Genomic DNA, 24474 nt, shown 5'->3' with positions numbered 1-24474 from the left:
GCAACCGCCAGGCGGTGCCTGGTTGCGCCGCCGGACTGGCAGGGCGGCGCGTTGGACACATCCTGGTGCCGTGGGCAGCGTTGCGCAGGGCGCAAACCATCAACGCTCGTGTACATAGGTGCCGGGGGATGCCTCGCCTGCCGGGTAGGCCTTGTTGCCCAGGCTGAAGCTGGCCTTCTTGGTCTTGCCGGAGCGTTCGGCCATCCAGTTCTGCCAGTACAGCCACCAGGAGTCGGCGTGCTTGGTGGCTTTCTCCAGCCAGGCCTTGGGGTCTGCCGGCAGCTCGGTGCCGGTGGAGAAGCGTGCCTTGGGGTTGCCAGGCGGGTTGAGGATGCTCTGGATGTGCCCGCTGTTGGACAGTACGAACTCGCACTTGCCGCCCAGCAGAAGCGCCGAGCGGTAGCAGGCTTCCCACGGCGTGATGTGGTCGGTGGTGCCGGCGAGGCAGAAGAAGTCGCAGGTGACCTGCTTGAGATCGATCGGCGTGCCGCACACTTCCAGGGCATTCGGCCGGGTCAGGGCGTTGGTCTTGAACATTTCGACCAGTTCGCCGTGGAAGGCCGCGGGCAGACGGGTGGTGTCGTTGTTCCAGTAGAGGATGTCGAATGCCGGGGGCTCGTTGCCCATCAGGTAATTGTTGACCCAGTAGTTCCAGATCAGGTCGTTGGGGCGCATCCAGGCGAAGACCTTGGCCATGTCCTTGCCTTCGAGAACGCCAGCCTGATAGGAGCGGCGCTTGGCGGCCTCCAGGGTCATCTCGTCAGCGAACAGGGCGACCTGGTTATTCAGGTTGAAGTCGAGGACGCTGACCATCTGGGTGAAGGCGTTGATCTTGTTCTCACCGATAGCCTGGTAGTGGCCGAGCAGGGCAACGGTGGTGATGCCGCCGGAGCAGGCGCCCAGCACGTTGAGGTCCTTGCTGCCGGTGATCTTCAGGATCACATCGATGGCTTCCTTGAGTGCTCCGATGTAGGTCGACAGGCCCCATTCGCGCTGCGCCTTGGTCGGGTTGCGCCAGCTGACGATAAAGGTCTGGAAGCTGCTGCGCAGGCAGAAGCGTGCCAGGCTCTTCTCCGGCGACAGGTCGAACACGTAGAACTTGTTGATCTGTGGTGGCACCACCAGCAACGGGCGCTCGTGGACCGACTCGGTGATGGGCTTGTACTGGATGAGCTCCAGCACGTCGTTGCGGAACACTACAGCGCCTTCGGTGGTGGCGAGGTTCTTGCCGACCTCAAAGGCATCCATGTTCACCTGGCTCGGCATGCCGCCGTTGTTGACCAGGTCCTTGGCAAGGTGCGAGAGGCCATCGAGCAGGCTCTTGCCGCCGGTCTCGAAAAAGCGCTTGACCGCTGCGGGGTTGGCCATGGTGTTGGTCGGAGCCATGGCTTCGGTCATCAGGTTGATGACGAAGTGGCCACGGCTGGTGTCCTGGCCCGAGAGGTTGCTGTCCTCGATCCACTCGTGCAGCTCCTTGCGCCAGGCCAGGTAAGTCTGCAGGTAGCGGCGATAAAGCGGGTTCTGGCTCCAAGCAGGGTCGTTGAAGCGGCGGTCGTCGGATTCGGGTTGCAACTCGGACTGGCCGAGCAGGACGTTCTTCAGTTCGAGGCCGAAGTGGGCGACATGCTTGGCGCTGTGAAAGGGTTGCTTGATGGCTTGCAACAGCACCATCCGGGCTGAAGTCAGCAGATCCTTGCCACGAATTCCTATCACCGGGTTGAGGTTCAGGGTGTGTTCCGAGGCTTGACGCTGCAGGTCTTCATTGTTCTTGTTGCTCATCTACGACGCTCCATTGTCCTGAGTCGATTGCCCTGTCGCTGGGTAGGGTTACATCGCTCGGGTTACCGGGTGGCGAAGCGAACTTCGCGTATTTCTCATCATCTGGCGTAGCCAAATGCATGGAACCTGCCAGAGTTTGGTTACCCGAGTTTTTCAGTTTGCGCAAGCGGATCGCAGAAAGGCCGCTGCCCGATGAGTATGGCGAGCGGCATTAGAAAAAGCGCCCTAACCTTGGGCGAAGAGATCGGAAATGGGGCGTGCGTTGCACCAGCTCAGAGCATGAGCTTGACGACGGACTCGTCTGGGTCGCGGGAACGGCCGGCGGCGGCCAGGGCTTGCAGGTATTCGCTCCAGAGCGACTCCTGGCGAGTGGACAGTTCGTAGAGATAGTCCCAGGTGAACAGGCCGCTGTCGTGCCCGTCATCGAAGGTCAATTTGAGGGCGTAGTTGCCCGCCGGCTCCAGCTTGGTGAGGCCGACGTTTATCTTGCCGTATTGCAGCACGGGCTTGCCGTGTCCCTGGACTTCGGCGGACGGGGAATGCACGCGCAGGAATTCGGCGGTCAGGGTGTAGCTTTCGTCGGCCCCGTACTTGAGGGTCAGGGTCCTCGACGCCTTGTGCAGTTCGATGCCGCTGGGGATCTTCATGGGGTAAAACTCCGTCATGGGCCCATGCTCCGGGCGGCCGGATGCCGCCCGGAGTGGGTCGCGCTCATCAGAGAATGTAGCGCGACAGGTCCTCATCCTGCGCCAGTTCGCCCAGGTGGCCATTGACGTAGGCAGCGTCGATGCGGATCGGCGTTTCGTCATGCTGGGCGGCGAGGTCGCCGGCACTGAAGGACACTTCTTCCAAGAGGCGTTCAAGCAGGGTGTGCAGGCGACGGGCACCGATGTTCTCGGTCTTCTCGTTGACCTGCCAGGCGATTTCCGCGAGGCGCTTGATGCCGTCCGGGGCGAACTCGATGTTCAGGCCCTCGACTTTCAGCAGCGCTGTGTACTGCTCGGTGAGCGAGGCGTGAGGTTCGGTGAGAATGCGCTCGAAGTCCTCGGGGCTCAGGGCCTTGAGTTCCACGCGAATCGGTAGGCGGCCTTGCAGTTCCGGCACCAGATCGCTGGGCTTGGAGAGGTGGAAGGCGCCGGAGGCGATGAACAGGATGTGGTCGGTCTTGACCATGCCCAGCTTGGTGTTGACGGTGCAGCCCTCGATCAGCGGCAGCAGGTCGCGCTGTACGCCTTCGCGAGAGACGTCGGCACCGCCGACGTTGCCGCGCTTGGCGACCTTGTCGATCTCGTCGATGAAGACGATGCCGTTCTGCTCCACCGCTTCCAGGGCGGCTGCCTTGAGTTCTTCCTCGTTGACCAGGCGTGCGGCTTCTTCGTCGCGGACCAGCTTCAGGGCTTCCTTGACCTTCAGCTTGCGGCTCTTGCGCTTGCCTTTGCCCAGGTTGGAGAACAGGTTCTGCAACTGGTTGGTCATCTCCTCCATGCCGGGTGGGGCCATGATCTCCACGCCAGCTGGGGACTCGGCGACTTCGATGTCGATCTCCTTGTCGTCCAACTGGCCTTCGCGCAGGCGCTTGCGGAACAGCTGGCGGGTGTTGGAGTCCTCGCGCACCGGCTCTTCGCCGAAGCCCTGGCGGGCCGGCGGCAGCAGCGCATCGAGGATGCGCTCTTCGGCGGCGTCCTCGGCGCGGTAGCGCACCTTGTGCATCTCCTGCTCGCGCATCATCTTGATTGCCGCATCGGCGAGGTCGCGGATGATCGACTCGACGTCACGGCCGACATAGCCCACTTCAGTGAACTTGGTGGCTTCGACCTTGAGGAACGGTGCGTTGGCCAGCTTGGCCAGGCGACGGGCGATTTCGGTCTTGCCGACGCCAGTCGGGCCGATCATCAGGATGTTCTTCGGCGTCACTTCCGCGCGCAGTTCGGCCGGCAGCTGCATGCGCCGCCAGCGGTTACGCAGGGCGATGGCGACGGCGCGCTTGGCGTCGTCCTGGCCAACGATGTGGCGATTGAGTTCGTGGACGATTTCGCGGGGCGTCATGGACATAAAAGGGTGCTCCAGTACCGGACGGCGGCCTTACTCGGCGCTGTCCAGTTCCTCGATAGTCAGGTTCTGGTTGGTGAAGACACAAATGGAGCCGGCGATGTTCAACGCGGTCTCGGTGATGTCGCGGGCGGACAGTTCGGTGTGCTTGAGCAGGGCCATGGCTGCGGCCTGGGCGAAACCGCCGCCGGAGCCCATTGCGATCAGGCATTGCTCGGGTTCGACCACATCGCCGTTGCCAGTGATGATCAGCGAGGCATCCTTGTTGGCCACGGCGAGCATGGCTTCGAGGCGGCTCAGGGATCGATCGGTGCGCCAGTCCTTGGCCAGCTCGACGGCGGCACGGACAAGGTGGCCCTGGTGTTTTTCCAGCTGTCCTTCGAAGCGTTCGAAGAGGGTGAAGGCGTCGGCGGTGGCGCCGGCAAAACCAGCGAGCACCTGGCCGTGGTAGAGGCGGCGCACCTTTTTGGCGTTGCCTTTCATCACGGTGTTGCCGAGGGAAACCTGGCCGTCGCCGCCCATGACGACTTTGCCGTTGCGGCGGACTGAAACGATGGTGGTCAAGGGGGGAGTCTCCACGCAGCGGGGCGAATTGCCCGAATGGAAACTCAGATGGGGGGCCTTGCCCGGCTTTTCAACCGGGCAAGGTGATTCTCTGCTCAGCGGCTTTGGCGCTGCTGCAAAAGAAGATTGCTGAAGCCGCTGGCGGCCAATTGCTTCTGCGCCCCTGACAGCTGCGCACGATTGGCGAACGGGCCGACCAGCACGCGGTACCAGGTTTCTTCGCGGATCTTGCCGGATTCGACCTGGACATTCTGCCCGAGCAGGATGATCTGCGCGCGCACCCGGTCGGCGTCTTCCCGCTTGCGGAATGATCCGGCCTGGAGGAAGAACTGGTTGGTGACCGGAGCCTTGGCCACCACCGGCGGAGGCGGGGGCGTTTGGCCATTCAGCGCCGCCTGGGCGCGTGCGGCATCGATCTTGGCGGCCTCTTCGGGTGTAACCGGTTTTTGCGCAGGTGGTGGCGGAGTTTCCTTCGGCACGGCTTCGGGCGGCACTATGACTTCTGACTCTGGCAGCAGGGTGTAGAAGTCATATTTGGGCTTGGCCGGTTCTTGCGCCGGAGCAGGGGTGGCACTTGGCTTGCCCGTTGCCTTGTTTGCGGCCGCCTGGTCTGGCTGTGGTCTACGTATTTCGTCGCGGCCGGGCTCGAGCTTGGTCAGGAACACCACGAAGGCGCCGATGACCAGGCCCATGGCCAGCCATACCCAGCCGGGCACGGGTTTTCGCGCGGGGGCCTGGTAGCGGCTGGCGCCGCGTTTGGGCGCTGCTTTCTTTTTCGCCATAGTCCGTTACATGCGTTCCAGAGTTTGCAGGCCAAGGAGCTCAAGGCCTTGCTTGAGGGTGCGGCCGGTCAGCGCGGCGAGGCGCAGGCGACTCTGTTGGGTGGCCTCGTCCTCGGCGGCGAGGATCGGGCAGTTCTCATAGAAGCTGGAGAACAGGCCGGCCAGATCATAGAGATAGCTGCAGAGCAGATGCGGCACGCCCTTGGCAGCGACGTTGTTGAGGGTGTCGGCGAACTGCGCCAACTTGGCTGCCAGGGCTTGCTCCTGCTCGGCAGCGAGGCTGATGTGGCCTTCCACCTCGGTGAAGTCCAAGCCCCGCTTGCGGAACAGGCTGGCCACGCGAGTATAGGCGTAGAGCAGGTAGGGTGCGGTGTTGCCCTCGAAGCTCAGCATCAGCTCGAAGTTGAAGCTGTAGTCGCTGGTGCGGTGCTTGGACAGGTCGGCATACTTCACGGCGCCAATGCCGACGGCACTGGCTATCTGGCGCAGTTCGGCGTCGTCCAACTCGGGATTCTTGGCCTTGACCAGGTCGTAGGCGCGTTGCTCGGCTTCATTGAGCAGGTCGATCAATTTGACCGTTCCGCCATCGCGGGTCTTGAACGGGCGGCCGTCGGCGCCATTCATGGTGCCGAAGCCCATGTGCTCCATCTCCATGGACGCGGGGACGAAACCGGCGAGGCGCGCCGCGGCGAACACCATCTGGAAGTGCAGGGCCTGGCGCTGGTCGACGAAATACAACACCCGGTCGGCCTTGAGCACGTTGCTGCGGTAGCGAGTTGCGGCCAGGTCGGTGGTGGCGTAGAGGTAGCCGCCGCCGGCTTTTTGCACGATCAGGGGTAGCGGGTTGCCTTCGGCATTCTTGAACTCATCCATGAACACGCACAGGGCTCCGTCGCTCTCGGTGAGCAGGCCTTTGGCCTTGAGGTCGGCGACTACATTGGCCAGGTCATCGTTGTAGGCGCTCTCGCCCTTGACGTCAGCCATGGTGAGCTTAACGCCCAGGCGGTCGTAGACCGCCTGGCAGTGGCTCAGGGAAATGTCGTTGAAGCGGGTCCACAGGCGCAGGCAATCGGCATCGCCGGCCTGCAGCTTGACCACCAGCTCACGGGCGCGATCGGCGAACTCGGAGGACTCGTCGAATCGCTTCTTCGCGGCGCGGTAGAAACCTTCCAGGTCGGACAGTTCGGCATCGCTTCCTACCGGCTGTTCCTGCATGTAGGCCAGCAGCATGCCGAACTGGGTGCCCCAGTCGCCAACGTGGTTCTGGCGGATCACGGTGTCGCCGAGGAATTCCAGCACCCGCGCGACGGCATCACCAATGATGGTGGAACGCAGGTGGCCGACGTGCATTTCCTTGGCCAGGTTCGGTGCGGACAGGTCGATGACCGTGCGCTGGGCCGGACCGGCCTTGCGTACGCCCAAATGGTCGTCCGCCAGGGCCTCCTCGAGGCGCTGAGCCAGGGCATCGCTGTTCTGGAAGAAGTTGAGGAAGCCGGGGCCGGCGATTTCCACCTTGGCCACCTGGTCGTCCTGGGGCAGCGCGGCGATCAATTTTTCAGCCAGGTCGCGCGGCTTCATGCCGGCGGGCTTGGCCAGCATCATGGCGATGTTGCTGGCGAAGTCGCCGTGGCTCTTGTCCTTGGTGTTTTCCACCTGGATGGTCGGGCTGAGGCCTTCGGGCAGCACGCCTTCGCTGGCGAGACGGGTCAGGGCTTGCTGGATCAGCTGGCGAATCGTGTCTTTCATCTTCTGCTCTTCCGGCCTGGCCGTGGGGCTGGCGCTGGTTGAAAACTGTGCATTATCGGCGGGCAGGGGGCGCAGCGGCAAGCTATGTAGGATCAGGTTTCACTCAAGTCTCAACCTGATCCTACAGCCTTGAGCCTTGGGCGAAACCTGGCAAGGGGGCAAAAATATCGGGCTTCGCCACGCTTGGCGCCAACCTGCGGAAAGCTAGCGGTCAGAACAAGTCAATCGGGTCGATATCCAGCGACCAGCGCACCGCGCGGCCGCCAGGCAACTGTTCCAGCGCCTGGCTCCAGGGAGTCAGCAGGCGGTGCAAGGGCGCGCGTGCGCTGGACTGTAGCAGCAATTGTGCTCGGTAGCGGCCGGCGCGGCGCTCCATGGGGGCGGGCACGGGGCCGAGCAGTTCCACGCCGGTCAGACCCAGGTCGCCCAGAAGATGCTCCGCTTCGCCGCAGGCGGCGTCGAGGAATTCCTCGGCCTGTCCCGGTCGGTGGGCCTCGGCGCGCAGCAGGGCCAGGTGGGCGAAGGGCGGTAGCCCGGCGGCGCGGCGTTCGCTCAGGGCCTGTTCGGCGAATGCGAAGTAGCCTTGCTCGGTCAGTTGCACCAACAACGGATGATCGGCGAGGTGGGTCTGGATAATCACGCGGCCCGGTTCTTCGGCGCGCCCGGCCCGGCCGGCGACCTGGACGATGAGCTGGGCCATTCGCTCGCTGGCGCGGAAGTCGGCAGAGAACAGGCCGCCGTCGGCATCGAGGATGGCGACCAGGGTGACCCGCGGGAAATGATGCCCCTTCGCGAGCATCTGGGTGCCGACCAGGATGCAGGGCTCGCCACGCTGGATGGTGGCGAACAGCTTGTCCATGGCGTCCTTGCGCGAGGTGCTGTCGCGGTCGATGCGTAGCACTGGCGTCTTCGGGAACAGGATCGACAGGCGTTCCTCGGCACGCTCGGTGCCCGCCCCGACCGGGCGCAGGTCTACACGGCCACAATCCGGGCAGCAGGCCGGTTGGCGCTGGCTATGGCCGCAGTGGTGGCAGCGCAGTTCATTGAAACGCTGGTGCAGCGTCATGCGGGCGTCGCAGCGCGGGCATTGGCTGATCCAGCCGCAGTCGTGGCACAGGAGGGTCGGCGCAAAGCCGCGCCGGTTGAGGAATACGAGCACTTGCTGGCCGGCGGCCAGCGTCTGGGTGATCGCTTGCTGCAGGGGCATGGAAATGCCCGAGTCCAGCGGCAGGCTCTTCACATCCAGGCGCAGGAAGCGCGGCTGCTTGGCGCCGCCGGCACGCTGGGTCAGGCGCAGCAAACCATAACGCCCGGAGTGGGCGTTCTGCAGGCTTTCCAGAGACGGAGTTGCCGAGCCCAGGAGAATCGGAATGTTCTCCTGGCGCGCCCGCACCAGGGCCAGGTCGCGGGCGTGGTAGCGCAGACCTTCCTGCTGTTTATAGGAGGCGTCGTGCTCTTCGTCGATGATGATCAGCCCGGGGTTTTTCAGCGGTGTGAAGAGCGCCGAGCGGGTGCCGATGACTATATCCGCCTCGCCATCGCGGGCCGCCAGCCAGGCATCCAGGCGTTCGCGGTCGTTCACCGCCGAGTGCAGCAGGGCGATGCGTGCGTTGAAGCGTCGGGAGAAGCGCTCCAGGGTCTGCGGACCCAGGTTGATCTCGGGGATCAGCACCAGCGCTTGCTTGCCGGCTTCCAGGGTCTGGCGAATGAGCTGCAGGTAGACCTCGGTCTTGCCGCTGCCGGTGACACCGGCGAGCAGCAGGGCGTTGAATTGGCCGAACGAGGCGTGGACTGCATCGAACGAGGCCCGTTGCTCCGGGTTCAGCGGTAGCTCAGGTTGCGCCAGCCAGGCGCCATGGCGTGTGGCGGGGGCGCTGCGACGCACTTCCACGTTCACCAGACCTTTTTCAAGCAGCAGGTCAAGGCTGTCCTTGTTCAGTTGCAGCTGGTTGAGCAGTTGGTGCGCGACACCGTGGGGATGCTGGGCGATGGTCGCCAGGGCCTGGCGCTGTCGTGGTGCACGGGCAAGGCGTGGATCGTCGAGCTGGGCACCAGGGGCAACATGCCAGAAGCGCTCCTGCCGGGTCTCGGCAGGTTCGCCCTGGCGCAGCAGTACCGGGAGGGCCCAACTCAGGGTATCGCCCAGGCTGTGCTGGTAGTATTGCGCGGTCCACAGGCACAGCTTGAACAGGGCGGGCGGCAGCAGCGGGCGATTGTCGAGCAATTCCAGTGCGGCTTTCAGTTTGTCCGCGGGTACTTCGCTGTGCTCCGCTACCTCCACCAGCACGCCAATGATTTCGCGGCGTCCGAAGGGTACCCGCAGGCGCACCCCGGGCTGCAATGCCGCTCGCGATACGCCGGCCGGCGCGCGGTAGTCAAACAGACGGCGCAGGGGGGAGGGCAGGGCGAGGCGCAGGATGCAGGGCGAGGTGTCAGGCAAGCGTGTGGTCCTTCTGCGGGAGGCGCGATCTTAACATGGCGCAGCGCGACAGCCGGCGTGGCCTGTGTCTTGCAACGCCCTATCACTCTGGTATCATCCGCCGCCTGTTTCCGTGCGGTGCTCGACATAGGGTCGGGTGGCGGCACGCCAGACCTGAGGATCAACCAATGAAACCGGAAATCCATCCCGAATACGTTGCGCTCGAAGCTACCTGCAGCTGCGGCAACGTGATCAAGACCCGTTCCACCCTGGGCAAGAATATCAGCCTGGACGTGTGCTCCGAGTGCCATCCGTTCTACACCGGCAAGCAGAAAGTCCTGGACACCGGCGGCCGTATCGACCGCTTCAAGCAGCGTTTTGGTGTGTTCGGCGCCAAGTAATTGGCCGAGCAGCCTGGGAAGGTCGAATGACCCGGTCCCCGCTGACGAAAAAGGCGCCTCTGATAGGCGCCTTTTTCTTTTTTCTGGCCAGCAGTCTTCCATTGCTGGCTGCCTGCCCGGTTCCGGGCAAGCTTCCTACCTATAAAGTCGAAAAAGTCATCGACGGCGACACTCTGCGCCTGGTCGATGGCCGAAGTGTCCGTCTGATTGGTCTGAATGCGCCAGAGTTAGCGCGTAAGGGAAAGCCGGCGGAGCCTTACGCCGAAGCTGCGCGTAAACGCTTGCAGGCACTCGTGCAGGAGAGTCGAGGGCAGGTCGGCTTACGTATCGGGCGAGAGCCGAAGGATCGCTACGGCCGAACCCTCGCTCATCTCTACGACAGCCAGGGGCGCAACCTGGAAGAGCGCATGCTGGCCGATGGGCTGGGGCTCAGAGTGGCGATCGCTCCGAATTCTGCGCTCAGTGATTGTCAGGGGGTCGCTGAGCGTCAGGCCCGCATGGGCGGTCGTGGTATCTGGCGGCAGCCTCCATGGCAATCCCCCTGGCAGTTGCGCCAGGGCGGTTTTGCCTTGCTGCAGGGGCGCGTTTCAGCGGTCCAGCGCAATCGCGATGGGCTTTGGGTGCAACTCGAGGGGCCCTTGGTCTTGCGCGTCGAACCCCGGCTGCTGCGGCAGTTCGATGTCGGGGCGCTGCAAGGGTTGGTCGGGCGCCGGATCGAGGCGCGTGGCTGGGTGATTGACCGCTCGCGCGGGCGCGGCGTAAAAACAGGACAATCACGCTGGATGCTTCCCCTGACTCACGCGTCAATGCTCGAGGTACTCCCATGAGATGGTTTGCCCTCCCCTTGGCGCTGCTGATTCCGTCACTGCTGGTCGGTTGCGCGGTCAACCCGGCAACCGGCCGGACCAATTTCGTGATGATGAGCGAACAGCAGGAGCTGGATCTCGGGCATCGCTATAGTCAGGAAATCGCCAGGCAATACCCGCGCTACGCCGACGAAAAGCTGCAAACCTATGTGCAGCAGGTGGGGCAGCGGGTCGCCCGCCATAGCCATCGCAGCAATCTGGATTACCGCTTCACGGTCGTCGACTCGCCGGACATCAACGCCTTCGCGGTGCCCGGCGGTTACATCTATATACATCGCGGCCTGCTGGCCTACCTGAACTCCGAAGCTGAATTGGCAGCGGTCCTGGGCCATGAGGTCGGGCATGTCACCGCGCGCCACAGCGTGCAGCAGCAGAGCCAGTCCACGGCCTGGAACATCTTCGGTCAGGCAGTTGCGATCGGCACCGGCGTTGGCGCCGCAGGCGATCTGACCAATGTGCTGGGCACGGCCTTTGTCCGTGGCTACGGGCGTGACATGGAGTTGGAGGCTGACGGTCTGGGGGCGCAATATCTGGAGCGTAGCGGTTACGACCCGCAAGCGATGATCGAAGTGGTCAAAGTGTTGAAGAACCAAGAAGACTTTGCCCGTGATCAGGCGAAGCGCAAGGGGCAGGCGCCGCCGCCCTCCGGCTACCATGGGATATTCGACAGCCACCCGGACAACGACACCCGCCTGCAGCAGGTCGTTGGGCCTGCCAAGGCCCTCGTTGGCGGCAACCAGTTGGTCAATCGCGAGACTTTCCTCAAACAGTTGGAGGGCTTGCCTTTCGGCGACTCGGCCGAGACCGGCGTGCGCCGGGGTCAACAGTTCTATCACGCCGAGCTGGGGTTCACCCTGCGCTTCCCTGAGGGCTGGGGTGTGGTCAATCGACCGGATGCGTTGATCACGCACAGTGCTGATCAGCAGGCTTTCATTGCCATGACTCTCGCCGGACCAAAGCCCAGTGTGCCGCCGGCCGAGTTCCTCCGGCAGAAGGCCGCTGGACAGCGTCTGGCCATGGAGGAACCTCTGCAGCAGGAGGGATTGCAGGGGCACGCGGCCGTGCTGCCAGGCAGTCCGGCGCGGCGCGTTGCTGTCATTTACAAGGAGGGCAAGGCTTACTTGTTCGTCGGTGCTATCCGTGGTCGAGCATCGCTGGAAAGCCAGGATGCGAACTTCATGGCAGTGATCAAGAGCTTTCGTCCTCTGCGCAAGGATGAGTTGGCGCTGGCCCAGCCTTTGCGCCTTCACTTGATCCAGGTGCAGGCGGGGCAGAGTATCGCCAGCATCGTCCGGGACAGCGGCCTGCCGGGGGAAAAAGTCGATCTGGAAAATCGTATCCGATTGCTTAATAATTTGTATCCAATTGGCGAGCCGCGTCCAGGGGACTGGCTTAAAGTCGTACGCTAGAGGGCTTGACGTCGGGTGGCTGAACGGTCTTGTTAGCCCCCAGCATCTTGCGTATGCTCGCCCGTCACGTCTGTCACACAGCAAAAGCGGAAATGCCAAAATGTCTGATCTGAAAACTGCCGCTCTCGAATACCACGCCCAGCCCCGCCCCGGAAAACTGAGCGTCGAGCTGACCAAGCCGACCGCCACTGCCCGCGACCTGTCGCTGGCTTATAGCCCGGGTGTCGCCGAGCCGGTGCGTGAAATCGCACGCGATCCCGAGCTGGCCTACAAGTACACGGGCAAGGGTAATCTGGTGGCAGTGATCTCCGACGGCACCGCTATTCTCGGTCTGGGCAACCTCGGGCCGCTGGCCTCCAAGCCGGTGATGGAAGGTAAGGGCGTGCTGTTCAAGCGTTTCGCCGGCATCGATGTTTTCGACATCGAAGTCGACGCAGAAAGCCCGCAAGCCTTCATCGACACTGTCAAGCGCATTTCCATCACCTTCGGCGGCATCAACCTGGAAGACATCAAGGCGCCCGAGTGCTTCGAGATCGAGCGCACCCTGATTGAACAGTGTGACATCCCGGTGTTCCACGATGACCAGCACGGCACCGCCATCGTGACCGCAGCCGGAATGCTCAATGCGCTGGAAATCGCCGGCAAGAACCTGGCCGAGGCCAAGATCGTCTGCCTCGGTGCCGGTGCTGCAGCGATCTCCTGCATGAAGCTGCTGGTGAGCATGGGCGCCAAGGTCGAAAACATCTTCATGATCGACCGCAAAGGCGTTATCCACGCTGGCCGCGACGACCTGAACCAGTACAAGGCCGTTTTCGCCCACGAGACCGACAAGCGCACCCTGTCTGAAGCGCTCGACGGTGCAGATGTGTTCGTCGGCCTGTCGGGTGCCAACCTGCTGAGTGCGGAAGACCTCAAGCGCATGGCGCCGAGCCCGATCGTGTTCGCCTGCTCCAACCCGGATCCGGAGATTGCTCCGGAGCTGGCGCATGCGACCCGCGAAGACGTGATCATGGCGACCGGTCGTTCCGACTACCCGAACCAGGTCAACAACGTACTTGGGTTCCCTTTCATCTTCCGTGGTGCTCTGGACGTTCGCGCGACCCGTATCAACGAAGAGATGAAGATTGCCGCTGCCCTGGCGCTGCGTGACCTCGCCAAGCTGCCGGTGCCAAAGGACGTCTGCGATGCCTACGGCGTGGGTTCCCTGGAGTTTGGTCGTGAGTACATCATTCCGAAGCCGATGGACAAGCGTCTGATTACGGTGGTGTCCGATGCCGTGGCCAAAGCCGCGATCGAGTCCGGCGTGGCGACTCTGCCGTATCCGAAGCACTATCCGCTGAAGTCGGTGGATGACGTGTTCAACGGTTGATCCTCCAGCCAATAAAAAACCCGCTTAGGCGGGTTTTTTATTGGCTGCTCATCCTGCTGGAGCAAGCAGCTTGCTCCAGCAGGTGTCCGTCGTGCTTAGAAAAGATCGATTGGTGCAGCCTCGTCGGCCGGCAGTGGGCTGCCAGGAATCGCGAGGCCGGGCTCCAGCTCACTCATGGGTGGCGGGGTATCTTCACTCTTGAAGAGCTCGAAGAACGCGTTCGGCGTGCCGGGCGTGGCGGCGCGTCCGCTGAGCGGGTCGATACGTAGGGTCAGCAGACCCGGCGGCTCGGCCTGTGCATGCGCCGGCTTGTCCTTCAGCGCGGTGCTCATGAAGTCCATCCAGATCGGCAGCGCGACGGTTCCGCCGTACTCGTGACGGCCGAGGCTTTCCGGTTGGTCGAAGCCTACCCAGACGGTGGTGACGAAGTCGGCGTTGTAGCCTGAGAACCAGCTGTCCTTGGATTCGTTGGTGGTACCGGTCTTGCCGGCGATGTCCCCCCGGCCCATGGACAGGGCTCGACGGCCAGTACCGCGCTTGATCACATCCTGCAGCATGCTGTTGAGGATGTAGGTGGTACGTGGGTCGATGATTCGCTCGGCAGCTACGGGGGTTGGTGCGGCATTCGTGGACAGTTGGGTATCCGGTGCGGCCATGGGTTGGGCTGCGGTATCGGGCAGCGGTTCTGCCTGCGGGACGCGTGGCGGGTTGGCGGTGAACAGGAGCTTGCCGTCGCGGCTTTCGATACGCTCGATCAGGTAGGGCTGAACCTTGTAGCCGCCATTGGCGAAAGCACTCCAGCCGCCGGCGATTTCCAGCGGGGTCAGGTTGGCGGTGCCGAGGGCCAGCGAAAGGTTTCGCGGCAGATCTTCCTTGTTGAAACCGAAGCGGCTGACGTAGTTCAGCGCGTAGTCGATACCGATAGCCTGAAGCACACGGATCGATACCAGGTTGCGCGACTTGTACAGGGCCTCGCGCAGGCGAATCGGGCCGAGGAAGGTGTTGTTGTCGTTCTTGGGGCGCCAGGCTTCTTCCATGCCGGCTTCCTGGAAGACGATGGGGGCATCGTTGACCAGGCTGGCGGCAGTGAAGCCGTTGTCCAGGGCGGCGCTATACAGGAACGGTTTGAAGCTGGAGCCGGGCTGGCGCTTGGCCTGGACGGCGCGGTTGTAGTTGCTCTGTTCGAAGGAGAAGCCACCGACCAGTGCACGAATGGCGCCGTTTTCCGGGTCCAGCGATACCAGGGCACTCTGGGCTGCCGGGAGTTGCACGAAGTTCAGGCTGCCATCGGCTTTACGCTGGACTCGAATCAGGTCTCCGACCTGGGTTACGTCTGCGGGGCGCTGTGGGCGAGGACCGAGGCTGTTGGTGTTGAGGAAGGGTCGTGCCCACTTCATGCTGTCCCAGCTCACGGCTTCTTCCTGGCCGCTGCGGGTCAGGACCAGTACGCCGCTGTTCTCGACCTGGGTGACGATGGCTGGCTCCAGGCCGCCGAGGTTTTTCTGCTTGGCCAGTTCCTGCAGCCAGGTTTCACGGGTCATGCCGGGCAGACGGCTTTCGGGGCCGCGATAGCCGTGGCGCTGGTCATAGTCCAGCAAGCCCTGGCGCAGGGATTCGTTGGCGGCTTCCTGCAGGTTGCTGGGGACTGTGGTGGTAACCCGGAAACCTTCGGTGTAGGCATCGCTGCCGTAGCGTCCCACCATCTCGGCACGCGCCATCTCGGCGATGTAAGGGGCTGCGAGCTCCGGCGTCGGCACATGGTAGCTGGCGTCGATGGGCTCGTTGATAGCCTGTTGGTAGCGTGCTTCGTCGATGCGACCGAGCTTGAACATCCGGCCGAGGATCCAGTCGCGGCGTTCTTTGCTGCGCGTCGGGTTGACCAGCGGGTTGAAGCGCGAGGGGGCCTTGGGCAAGCCTGCGATCATGGCCATCTGCGCCAGACTGATATCGCGAATGGACTTGCCGTAATAGACTTGCGCCGCCGCTTCGATTCCGTATGCACGGTTCCCGAGATAGATCTTGTTCACATAAAGTTCAAGGATCTCGTCTTTGCTGAGTTCCCGCTCAATCTGCAGTGCAAGCAGTATTTCATTGATCTTTCTAGAGAAACTTCTTTCGCTGGTCAGGAAGTAGTTCTTTGCCACCTGCATGGTGATGGTGCTTCCGCCAGTCTGGATGTGGCCGCTCTTCAATAATTGAGTGGCAGCGCGCATAAGGCTGGTAACGTCGACGCCATAATGGTTCGCGAAATTGTCGTCTTCGGCGGCCAGCAGGGCCTGGATGAAGTCCGGGGGGATGTCGGCGAAGCGCACGGGGGAGCGGCGCATCTCGCCGAATTCAGCGATCAGTTTGCCGTCGCCGCTGTATACGCGCAGGGGGATCTGCAGTTGGATGCTGCGCAGCGATTCGACAGAGGGCAGGGTGGGGCTCAGATAGAGGTAAGCGCCGCTGAAACTGAGCAACAGCCCACAGAAAACGGCAACGAAGGACCACCAGAAAAACTTCAGCAGGCGCATCAAGGCTTGTGGATTTCCAAGTAAAAGAATGAGTTAAGCGGAAGGCGATTAGAAAAGGCAAAAGCCGTTCACATTATAAGCGTTTTTTTTCAGGGGTAGCCATTTGCGCTTCTGTCAAGACTGATATTTAATGTGGAAAAACATAAATCATCCGTAAGTCTCGGATGTGGATAGGAAATCTGTCGTGCTAGGGCTCTTCAATAAGAAAGCGAATTCGCTGTTGGGGATCGACATCAGCTCGACCTCAGTCAAGCTCCTTGAATTGAGTCGCTCGGGAAGCCGCTACAAGGTGGAGTCCTATGCCGTCGAGCCGCTCCCGCCCAATGCTGTCGTTGAAAAGAACATTGCCGAGCTAGAAGGTGTCGGGCAAGCCATTTCACGTGTCGTGACCAAGGCTCGAGCGGGCGTCAAGGCAGCGGCGGTTGCGGTTGCCGGCTCAGCGGTCATCACCAAGACGATCGAGATGGAAGCGGGACTCTCCGATGACGATTTGGAGAATCAGCTGAAGATCGAAGCCGATCAGTACATTCCTTACCCTTTGGAAGAAGTGGCAATCGACTTCGAAGTGCAGGGACCTTCCGCCCGCAACCCGGAGCGGGTCGATGTGCTTCTGGCCGCTTGTCGTAAGGAAAACGTCGAAGTCCGCGAGGCTGCCCTGGCGCTGGCCGGACTGACCGCCAAGGTGGTCGATGTCGAGGCGTACGCCCTGGAGCGTGCCTACGGCCTGCTCTCGGATCAGCTGGGCGGCGGCCAGGACGAATTGACCGTTGCCGTGGTCGATATTGGCGCCACCATGACTACGCTCAGCGTCCTGCATAACGGCCGCACCATCTATACCCGCGAGCAGCTTTTCGGTGGGCGTCAGCTGACCGAGGAAATCCAGCGCCGCTATGGGCTGTCGATGGAGGAGGCCGGTCTTGCCAAGAAGCAGGGTGGTCTTCCGGACGACTACGACAGCGAGGTTTTGCAACCGTTCAAGGATGCGGTGGTCCAGCAGGTTTCCCGATCCCTGCAATTCTTCTTCGCAGCGGGTCAGTACAACGATGTCGATTACATCCTGCTGGCTGGTGGCACCGCCTCCCTCCCTGATCTGGATCGCCTGATACAGCAGAAAATCGGGACTCCGACCCTGGTCGCCAACCCCTTTGCCGACATGGCGCTGAGCAGCAAGGTCAACGCTGGTGCCTTGGCCAGTGATGCCCCTGCGCTGATGATTGCCTGCGGTTTGGCGATGAGGAGTTTCGACTGATGGCACGCATCAACCTACTCCCCTGGCGCGAGCAGCTGCGCGAGGAGCGCAAGCAGCGATTCCTGGTTGCCTTGGGGGCTGTGCTGGCATTGGCCGCGGGGCTGGTGTTTCTGGGTGACCAATACCTCAATGGCGCAATCGAAAACCAGCTTGCCCGCAACGATTTCGTACGCAAGGAGATCGCCGTCCTGGATGCCAGGATCAAGGAGATCAGCGAGCTGAAAACACGCCGCCAGCAGCTGCTGGAGCGGATGAAGATCATTCAGGACCTGCAGGGTAACCGCCCGATAATCGGTCGCGTGTTCGACCAGTTGGTGAGAACGCTGCCCGACGGCGTCTACTTCAGCGGCCTGAAGATGACCGGCAAGAGCATCGAGATCGTCGGCGCGGCCGAATCGAACAACCGTGTTTCCAACCTGATGCGCAACCTGGATGCCTCTGAATGGCTCATGGCGCCAAACCTGACCGAGGTCAAGGCAATCACAGCCGGCGCCGTCGATCAGGCCAATACTTTCCAGCTGACCGTCCAGCAGACCCAGCCAGGGGCTGAGGAAGAAGCTGTCAACGTCAAGGCTGCGGACGTTAATCAAGGAGCGAAGAAATGAGCCTGTCCGACTCCCTTGATGGCTTGCGCAAGATCGACCTGGCCGATCTCGACCTGAACAACCTGGGCTCCTGGCCGATCGCGGTCAAGGTCATCGCCTGCCTGTTGTTGTTGGTCCTGGTGCTGGCGCTTGGTTACAACTTTCATCTGAAGGATCTCGAGTTCCAGTTGGACTCGAAACGAGCCGAGGAAGAGACCCTCAAGCAGCAGTTCGCCACCAAAGCCTTCCAGGCGGCCAACCTCGAGGCCTACAAGGAGCAGATGAAGGAGATGGAAACTTCCTTCGGCGCCTTGCTGCGTCAGTTGCCCAGCGATACCGAGGTGCCCGGGCTGCTCGAAGACATCACCCGCACCGGCCTGGGCAGTGGTCTGGAGTTCGAACAGATCAAGCTCATGCCCGAGTCGGTTCAGCAGTTCTACATCGAGTTGCCGATCCAGATTTCCGTGGTCGGCGGCTATCACGACCTAGCGACTTTTGTCAGCGGCGTCGCCAGCCTGCCGCGCATCGTCACCTTGCATGATTTCGAGATCAAGCCATTGAGCCAGGAGGGTGGCTCGAAGTTGCGCATGAGCATTCTGGCCAAGACCTACCGCTACAACGATAAGGGGCTGCAGAAATGAGTAGTGTCCGCGCCCGACTGATCCTTTGTGCCCTGGCGCTGGCAGGCCTTTCAGGCTGTGGCGCAGGGAACGATTTCAGCGACTTGCAGGCCTACATGGACGAGGTGCGCGCACGCCCCAAGGGCTCCATCGAACCGTTGCCGAAGTTTCTGCCGTACGAAGCCTTCACCTACGGCGCGGCCGCCTTGCGCAGCCCGTTCCAGCCACCGATCAAGATCGAACTGGCCAAGCAACAGAAGGGTTCCAAGGATATTCGTCCGGATGAGACCCGAATCAAGCAGTTCCTCGAGGGCTTCAACATCGAGGCGTTCGAGATGGTGGGCACGCTATCCAATACAGGTGGAACCTTTGCATTGGTTCGAGGCGCGGGAGGGGTGCATCGAGTCAAGGTGGGGGATTACCTCGGCCGCAACCATGGCCGTATCGTCGGCATCGACGAGGCCAAGGTCGAAGTGATCGAGATTGTCCCGGACGGGGAGGGTGGCTGGCTGGAGCGGCCACGGAGTCTCGCGCTCAAGGAGCGCTCTTGAGGGCGAGGTGACCTGATGAATTACAACTACCGGTCTGCACAACGGAACCAGATGATGAAAAGCTCGCTATCGCGCCTCGGTATAACGCTATTGGCTGCCCTGCTGTCACCAGCAGTCCTGGCGGCGAACCTGCTGGCGCTGGACGTCGCGGCCCTGCCGGGCGACAGGGTCGAACTCAAGCTGGGCTTCGACGAGCCGGTCAGTGCTCCGCGCGGTTACACCATCGAGCAGCCAGCGCGTATCGCACTCGATCTGCCGGGCGTGTCCAGCAAGCTCGGCAGCAAGAATCGTGAACTCGGTGTTGGCAATGCGCGCAGCGTGACCGTGGTCGAGGCCAAGGATCGCACGCGCCTGATCATTAACCTGTCCAGCCTAGTGCCGTACAGCACCCGCGTCGAAGGTCGAAACCTTTACGTGCTGGTCGGAGGCTCGGCACCCGGCCAGGCCGCGCGCACTGCGCCGGCGCCAGCCCCTGCTCCGGCAGCACTGGCTACGTCGCAACCCGCTCGTAACTATGCGTCTATCGGCAAGGCCATCGAGAACATCGATTTCCAGCGAGGCGAGCAGGGCGAAGGCAACGTCGTCATCACTCTCTCCGACCCCAGCGTAAGCCCTGATATCCAGGAGCAGGGCGGCAAGATTCGTCTGGACTTCGCCAAAACCCAGCTGCCAGAGCCACTCCGGGTGCGCCTGGATGTGAAGGATTTCGCCACGCCCGTACAGTTCGTCAGTGCCTCGGGTTCGGGCGACAAGGCGAGCATCAGCATCGAGCCGACTGGTTTCTACGATTACCTGGCCTACCAGACTGACAACAAACTGACCGTCAGCATCAAGCCCCTGAGCCAGGGCGATGCCGAGAAGCGCAAGGCTGATCGCTTCGCCTACAGCGGTGAGAAGCTGTCACTGAACTTCCAGGACATCGACGTGCGCTCAGTGCTGCAGCTGATCGCGGACTTCACCGACCTGAACCTTGTGGCCTCCGATACCGTGCAGGGCAATATCACCCTGCGCCTGCAGAACGTGCCCTGGGACCAGGCGCTGGACCTGGTGTTGAAAACCAAGGGCCTGGACAAGCGCAAAGTAGGTAACGTCCTGCTGGTTGCGCCGGCCGACGAGATCGCGGCTCGCGAGCGCCAGGAGCTGGAATCGCAGAAGCAGATTGCCGAGTTGGCTCCCCTGCGTCGTGAGCTGATCCAGGTGAACTATGCCAAGGCCTCGGACATCGCCAAGCTGTTCCAGTCGGTTACCAGCAGCGATCCGGCTGCCGCCGGTGCTGACGAGCGCGGCTCGATCACCGTCGACGACCGCACCAACAGCATCATCGCCTACCAGACCCAGGATAAACTGGATGAGCTGCGCCGCATCGTCACCCAACTGGATATCCCGGTGCGCCAGGTCATGATCGAAGCGCGCATCGTCGAAGCCAACGTCGACTACGACAAAGCATTGGGCGTTCGCTGGGGTGGGGCATTCACCAGCGGCAACTGGGCTGGCTTTGGCAAGGACGGCAACATTGGTATCGAAGATCAGGACGGCGCGAGCTGTGGTCCCTTCGCTGGCAACTGTACGCTGCCGACCAATGAAAGTGACTCGCCGGTGCCTTTCGTCGACATGGGGGCAGTGAACAGCACCTCGGGTATCGGCATCGGTTTCATTTCCAACCACGCCATCCTGGATCTCCAGCTCTCGGCCATGGAGAAGACCGGCAACGGCGAGATCGTTTCGCAGCCCAAGGTCGTCACGGCCGACAAGGAAACCGCGAAGATCCTCAAGGGCGCCGAAATTCCCTACCAGGAGGCCAGCTCCAGCGGTGCGACCACCACATCCTTCAAGGAGGCGGCGCTGTCACTGGAAGTGACGCCGCAGATCACCCCGGACAACCGCATCATCATGGAAGTGAAAGTGACCAAGGATGCACCGGACTTCGCCAATGCCCTGAACGGCGTACCGCCGATCAACAAGAACGAGGTCAATGCCAAGGTGCTGGTCAACGATGGCGAGACCATCGTCATCGGTGGCGTGTTCTCCAACACCCAGATCAAGGCGGTGGACAAGGTGCCGTTCCTGGGGGATCTGCCCTTCCTTGGTCGACTGTTCCGTCGTGATGTTGTGCAGGACAAGAAATCTGAGCTGTTGGTATTTCTCACTCCGCGTATCATGAACAGCCAGGCCATTGCTGTGAGTCGTTGAGTGCAGTGCGAAATTTGATATTGATTGGCCCGATGGGGGCTGGGAAAAGCACCATCGGGCGTTTGCTTGCCAAGGAACTGCGTCTCCCGTTCAAGGACTCCGACAAGGAAATCGAGCAGCGTACCGGTGCGGATATCCCATGGATCTTCGATGTGGAAGGCGAACAAGGCTTCCGTGATCGCGAGCAGGCGATGATCGAGGAACTCTGTGAGGAGGACGGCGTCGTTTTGGCGACGGGTGGCGGAGCGGTATTGCGCCCGGCCAATCGCCATGCGCTTCGCTGCGGTGGCCGTGTGGTGTATCTGCATACCTCGGTAGAGCAGCAGATCGAGCGTACATCGCGTGATCGCAATCGCCCCTTGTTGCGGACTGCGGACCCGGGCAAGGTGCTGCGCGATCTGATGTCGATACGCGACCCGCTCTATCGCGAGATCGCCGACATCATCATTGAAACGGATGAGCGGCCGCCGCGATTGGTAGTCAACGAAATCCTTGAGCGCCTACAAGCGCTTCCGCCCCGTTAAAGCGAGGGCGGAACTGCGCTATTCTTTAGCCCTTTTTTGTCTCGGGGGCCCCATGCGGACACTTCAGGTCGATCTTGGCGAGCGTAGCTATCCCATCCACATCGGCTCGGGGCTGCTGTCTCGGCCCGAGTTATTCACGCCGCACATCGCTGGGCGACAAGTCGCCATCGTCACCAACGAGACGGTCGCGCCACTCTATCTCGAGCGGCTGAGCAATACGCTCCAGGGATACTCGGTGTTGCCGGTAATTCTTCCGGACGGCGAAGCCCACAAGAACTGGGAAACGCTCCAACTCATCTTCGATGCCTTGCTGACGGCGCGGCACGACCGCCGTACCACCGTCATCGCCCTGGGCGGTGGCGTCATCGGCGATATGGCTGGCTTTGCTGCCGCCTGCTACCAGCGTGGTGTCGACTTCATCCAGGTGCCGACCACCCTGTTGTCCCAGGTGGACTCGTCAGTTGGCGGCAAGACCGGCATCAACCATCCGCTCGGCAAGAACATGGTCGGCGCTTTCTACCAGCCCAAGGCCGTGATCATCGACACTGACACACTTGGCACGCTGCCGCCCCGCGAGTTGTCTGCCGGCTTGGCTGAGGTCATCAAGTACGGCCTGATCTGTGACAAGCCTTTCCTGCCTTGGCTTTCCTCGCAGATGAGCGCCTTGCGCGGCCTTGATGCGGTAGCCCTGACTGAAGCCATCGAGCGCTCCTGCGCCGCCAAAGCCCGCGTGGTAGGCGTCGATGAGCGCGAGTCCGGCCTGCGTGCGATCCTCAACCTGGGCCACACTTTCGGCCATGCCATCGAAACGCATCAGGGCTATGGTGTCTGGCTACATGGCGAGGCGGTCGGGGCCGGCACCGTAATGGCCCTGGAGATGTCCCGGCGACTGGGCTGGATTTCCGTCGCAGAGCGTGATGATGCAATTCGATTGCTGCGCCGCGCAGGCCTGCCGGTGGTGCCGCCGGTGGAAATGGCGCCGGAACATTTTCTCGAACACATGGCCGTAGACAAGAAGGTGCTCGATGGCCAATTGCGACTGGTGCTGTTGCGCCAGATCGGGGAAGCCGTCGTCACCGCAGAGTTCCCGCGTGAGGTATTGGATGCCACGTTGAGCACCGACTACCGCGCGCTGGCCGACCAGCTTGGAGAGTAAGGAATCCCATGAGCAGCTTGCACGCCGATGAGGCCTTCCTCGGCCACTATCAATTTACCCACGACCCTTTCGCGCCACGCGTCCCGGGCTTCAAGTTCTATCCGGCACAGCGCAAGCCGGTGCTGGGGCAATTGCATCATTTGGCGCGTTACAGCCAGCTCATGCTCGTTGTCAGCGGGCCTCATGGCAGTGGCAAGACGCTCCTGCGCCAGGCGCTCGTGGCGAGCACTAACAAGCAGAGCGTGCAGAGCGTCGTAGTGTCCGCGCGCAATGCGGTGGAATCGGGCGGTCTGCTTCGGCAGATTGCCCAAGGTTTGAATGTCGTACAGGCGGACACGCGCTCGATTCTGGCGCAAATTGCCCAGCTGGCGCTGACTGGCCAGGAAGTCTATCTGCTGGTCGATGATGCAGAAGCGCTGGATGATGCTTCCCTTGCCAACCTTGCGGTTCTGGCTGAAGGCAATGTGGAGGGGCGTCCCCATGTGTTCCTCTTCGCCGAGGACGAACTGCTTGCGCGGCTCGATGCGCTCGCTGATGGCGAGGAGCGCTTTCACGTCATCGAATTGCAGCCCTATAGCCAAGAGGAAACGCGCGAGTATCTGGCGCAGCGTCTGGAAGGGGCGGGTCGTGGCCTCGACGCCCTGACCGAAGAGCAGATCGAGGACATCCATCTGCAGTCCGGTGGTTGGCCGGGTGGGATCAACCAGATCGCACGCGATCTGCTGATTGAAGCCATGTTGGCCCAGCGCGGCGCGGCGCGGCGTTCCGGTCCCGGTTTCAGCCTGCCGAAGAAGCACTTGGCGGCTCTGGCCGTCGTGGGTGTGGGCGTGATTGCCGCCTGGCTGATGCAAGGGCGCAGCGATGGTGGTGCCGAGGTGGTCCCGAGTACCGCACAGTTGCCCTTGGGCCAAGCTGCTGCGCCAGCCGATCCTACTGCTGGGGCAACAAACGCCGGTGGTACCCCGGCCGTTGAGTTCGCGGGCTCCTCCCAGCCGCTACCGTTGCCGCTGGTGGGCGAGTCGCAGCCGGTGATCCGCGAACCCTTGGCCCAGGCTGCAGGCCAGGGCGAACCGGAGGATGGCGCGGCCAATCAGGCGCCGTCCGCTGTTCCGCCGACCGTGACCAGCATGGCGCCGCCGCAGGGATCGGTTGCCAGCGCGGCGCCCGTCGCGCCTGTTGAGCCTATCCCGATGGCCCAACCGATGCCTGCCCCGGTGCAGCCGATCGCTGCGGCGCCCGCGGCCAAGCCAGCTCCGGCGCCCGCTCCGAAACCGGTGGCTCCGGCGCCGGTTACCAAGCCTGCTCCTGTACCGGCCGTCGCGGCGAAACCTGCTACCAAACCGGCTCCTGCCGCCGCAACGGGTTCCAGCACCAATGGCTGGTACGGCACCCAGGCGGGTAGCCACTTTGCCCTACAGATCCTGGGCACCGGTTCGGAAGGCAATGCGCAGGCATTCGTGCGCCAGAATGGCGGTCAGTACCGCTACTTCAAGAAGGTGCACCAGGGTAAGGCGCTTTACGTGGTCACCTATGGCAGCTTCGCCAGCCGCACCGCTGCACAAGCCGCCATCAAGTCCTTGCCGGCGAAGATCCAGGCTGGTAAACCCTGGCCCAAGACATTCGCCAGCATTCAGCAGGAGATGGCTCGCTAGCCCTTGCGAACCCGCTCACCCGCCTTTTGACCAAGGGGTCGCTATCAC

At 62.3% G+C, this 24474-nt stretch carries 20 protein-coding genes; 12 read left to right on the top strand and 8 right to left on the bottom strand.

Going from position 1 to position 24474, the window contains the following annotated elements; all coding sequences use genetic code 11:
- Positions 1 to 99 precede the first annotated feature (99 nt).
- From phaC to J7302_RS05995, 7 genes are all read right to left on the bottom strand, one after another.
- Positions 100 to 1779 carry a class II poly(R)-hydroxyalkanoic acid synthase gene (phaC, locus tag J7302_RS06025; protein ID WP_215371782.1) on the bottom strand — a complete coding sequence of 560 codons (1680 nt, stop codon included), beginning with the start codon at positions 1777 to 1779 and terminating at the stop codon, positions 100 to 102.
- A gap of 272 nt (positions 1780 to 2051) precedes the next feature.
- Entirely contained in the window at positions 2052 to 2426 is a 375-nt protein-coding gene (locus J7302_RS06020; protein ID WP_215371779.1) for a gamma-butyrobetaine hydroxylase-like domain-containing protein, read from the bottom strand.
- Positions 2427 to 2493: 67 nt separating this feature from the next.
- Complete coding sequence (gene hslU, locus J7302_RS06015) at positions 2494 to 3831, bottom strand: HslU--HslV peptidase ATPase subunit (RefSeq protein WP_215371777.1); 1338 nt, start codon at positions 3829 to 3831, stop codon at positions 2494 to 2496.
- Positions 3832 to 3861: 30 nt separating this feature from the next.
- Positions 3862 to 4392: an ATP-dependent protease subunit HslV gene (gene hslV / locus J7302_RS06010; protein WP_215371774.1), complete on the bottom strand. Its 531-nt coding sequence runs from the start codon at positions 4390 to 4392 to the stop codon at positions 3862 to 3864.
- Positions 4393 to 4487: 95 nt separating this feature from the next.
- On the bottom strand, positions 4488 to 5174 hold the full coding sequence (locus J7302_RS06005) for an SPOR domain-containing protein (protein ID WP_215371771.1): 687 nt from the start codon (positions 5172 to 5174) through the stop codon (positions 4488 to 4490).
- 6 nt (positions 5175 to 5180) lie between these two features.
- Complete coding sequence (gene argS / locus J7302_RS06000; RefSeq protein ID WP_215371768.1) at positions 5181 to 6920, bottom strand: arginine--tRNA ligase; 1740 nt, start codon at positions 6918 to 6920, stop codon at positions 5181 to 5183.
- 211 nt (positions 6921 to 7131) lie between these two features.
- Positions 7132 to 9339 carry a primosomal protein N' gene (locus J7302_RS05995; RefSeq protein WP_215372464.1) on the bottom strand — a complete coding sequence of 736 codons (2208 nt, stop codon included), beginning with the start codon at positions 9337 to 9339 and terminating at the stop codon, positions 7132 to 7134.
- Between the two features lie 188 nt (positions 9340 to 9527).
- On the opposite strand from J7302_RS05995, the gene rpmE reads away from it, so the two are divergent.
- From rpmE to J7302_RS05975, 4 genes are all read left to right on the top strand, one after another.
- Positions 9528 to 9740: a 50S ribosomal protein L31 gene (rpmE, locus tag J7302_RS05990; protein WP_215371766.1), complete on the top strand. Its 213-nt coding sequence runs from the start codon at positions 9528 to 9530 to the stop codon at positions 9738 to 9740.
- A 26-nt stretch (positions 9741 to 9766) separates the two neighbouring features.
- The gene (locus J7302_RS05985) at positions 9767 to 10567 is read left to right on the top strand and encodes a thermonuclease family protein (RefSeq protein WP_215371764.1); all 801 of its coding nucleotides are present in this window, start codon (positions 9767 to 9769) and stop codon (positions 10565 to 10567) included.
- Entirely contained in the window at positions 10564 to 12015 is a 1452-nt protein-coding gene (locus tag J7302_RS05980; RefSeq protein ID WP_215371762.1) for a M48 family metalloprotease, read from the top strand. Before J7302_RS05985 ends, J7302_RS05980 begins: the two co-directional genes overlap by 4 nt.
- A gap of 100 nt (positions 12016 to 12115) precedes the next feature.
- Positions 12116 to 13384, top strand: coding sequence for a malic enzyme-like NAD(P)-binding protein (locus J7302_RS05975; RefSeq protein ID WP_215371760.1), 1269 nt, complete (start codon positions 12116 to 12118; stop codon positions 13382 to 13384).
- 95 nt (positions 13385 to 13479) lie between these two features.
- Here J7302_RS05975 and J7302_RS05970 read toward each other — a convergent pair whose 3' ends face one another.
- Complete coding sequence (locus J7302_RS05970) at positions 13480 to 15903, bottom strand: penicillin-binding protein 1A (protein ID WP_394359075.1); 2424 nt, start codon at positions 15901 to 15903, stop codon at positions 13480 to 13482.
- A gap of 181 nt (positions 15904 to 16084) precedes the next feature.
- Between J7302_RS05970 and J7302_RS05965 the strand changes: the two genes are divergently transcribed.
- From J7302_RS05965 to J7302_RS05930, 8 genes are read left to right on the top strand one after another with little or no spacing between them, the layout of a single operon-like run.
- The gene (locus J7302_RS05965; protein WP_215371754.1) at positions 16085 to 17149 is read left to right on the top strand and encodes a pilus assembly protein PilM; all 1065 of its coding nucleotides are present in this window, start codon (positions 16085 to 16087) and stop codon (positions 17147 to 17149) included.
- The gene (pilN, locus tag J7302_RS05960) at positions 17149 to 17754 is read left to right on the top strand and encodes a type 4a pilus biogenesis protein PilN (RefSeq protein WP_215371752.1); all 606 of its coding nucleotides are present in this window, start codon (positions 17149 to 17151) and stop codon (positions 17752 to 17754) included. The genes J7302_RS05965 and pilN overlap by 1 nt, the downstream gene beginning before the upstream one ends.
- Positions 17751 to 18374 carry a type 4a pilus biogenesis protein PilO gene (pilO, locus tag J7302_RS05955; protein WP_215371750.1) on the top strand — a complete coding sequence of 208 codons (624 nt, stop codon included), beginning with the start codon at positions 17751 to 17753 and terminating at the stop codon, positions 18372 to 18374. The genes pilN and pilO overlap by 4 nt, the downstream gene beginning before the upstream one ends.
- Positions 18371 to 18904, top strand: coding sequence for a type 4a pilus biogenesis lipoprotein PilP (gene pilP, locus J7302_RS05950; RefSeq protein WP_215371748.1), 534 nt, complete (start codon positions 18371 to 18373; stop codon positions 18902 to 18904). Before pilO ends, pilP begins: the two co-directional genes overlap by 4 nt.
- A 54-nt stretch (positions 18905 to 18958) precedes the next feature.
- The gene (pilQ, locus tag J7302_RS05945; protein ID WP_215372463.1) at positions 18959 to 21094 is read left to right on the top strand and encodes a type IV pilus secretin PilQ; all 2136 of its coding nucleotides are present in this window, start codon (positions 18959 to 18961) and stop codon (positions 21092 to 21094) included.
- A gap of 5 nt (positions 21095 to 21099) precedes the next feature.
- A complete protein-coding gene (aroK, locus tag J7302_RS05940; protein ID WP_215371745.1) occupies positions 21100 to 21618 on the top strand; it encodes a shikimate kinase AroK in 519 nt (172 codons plus the stop codon).
- 52 nt (positions 21619 to 21670) lie between these two features.
- Entirely contained in the window at positions 21671 to 22774 is a 1104-nt protein-coding gene (aroB, locus tag J7302_RS05935) for a 3-dehydroquinate synthase (protein WP_215371743.1), read from the top strand.
- An 8-nt stretch (positions 22775 to 22782) separates the two neighbouring features.
- Positions 22783 to 24426, top strand: a complete 1644-nt coding sequence (locus J7302_RS05930) for an AAA family ATPase (RefSeq protein ID WP_215371740.1) — start codon at positions 22783 to 22785, stop codon at positions 24424 to 24426.
- Positions 24427 to 24474 lie beyond the last annotated feature (48 nt).

Origin of the sequence: Metapseudomonas boanensis (assembly GCF_018704125.1) — a bacterium.
Lineage (GTDB): Bacteria > Pseudomonadota > Gammaproteobacteria > Pseudomonadales > Pseudomonadaceae > Metapseudomonas > Metapseudomonas boanensis.
Note: the sequence above shows the minus strand (reverse complement) of the source record. Positions and strands in the feature narration are given on the sequence as shown.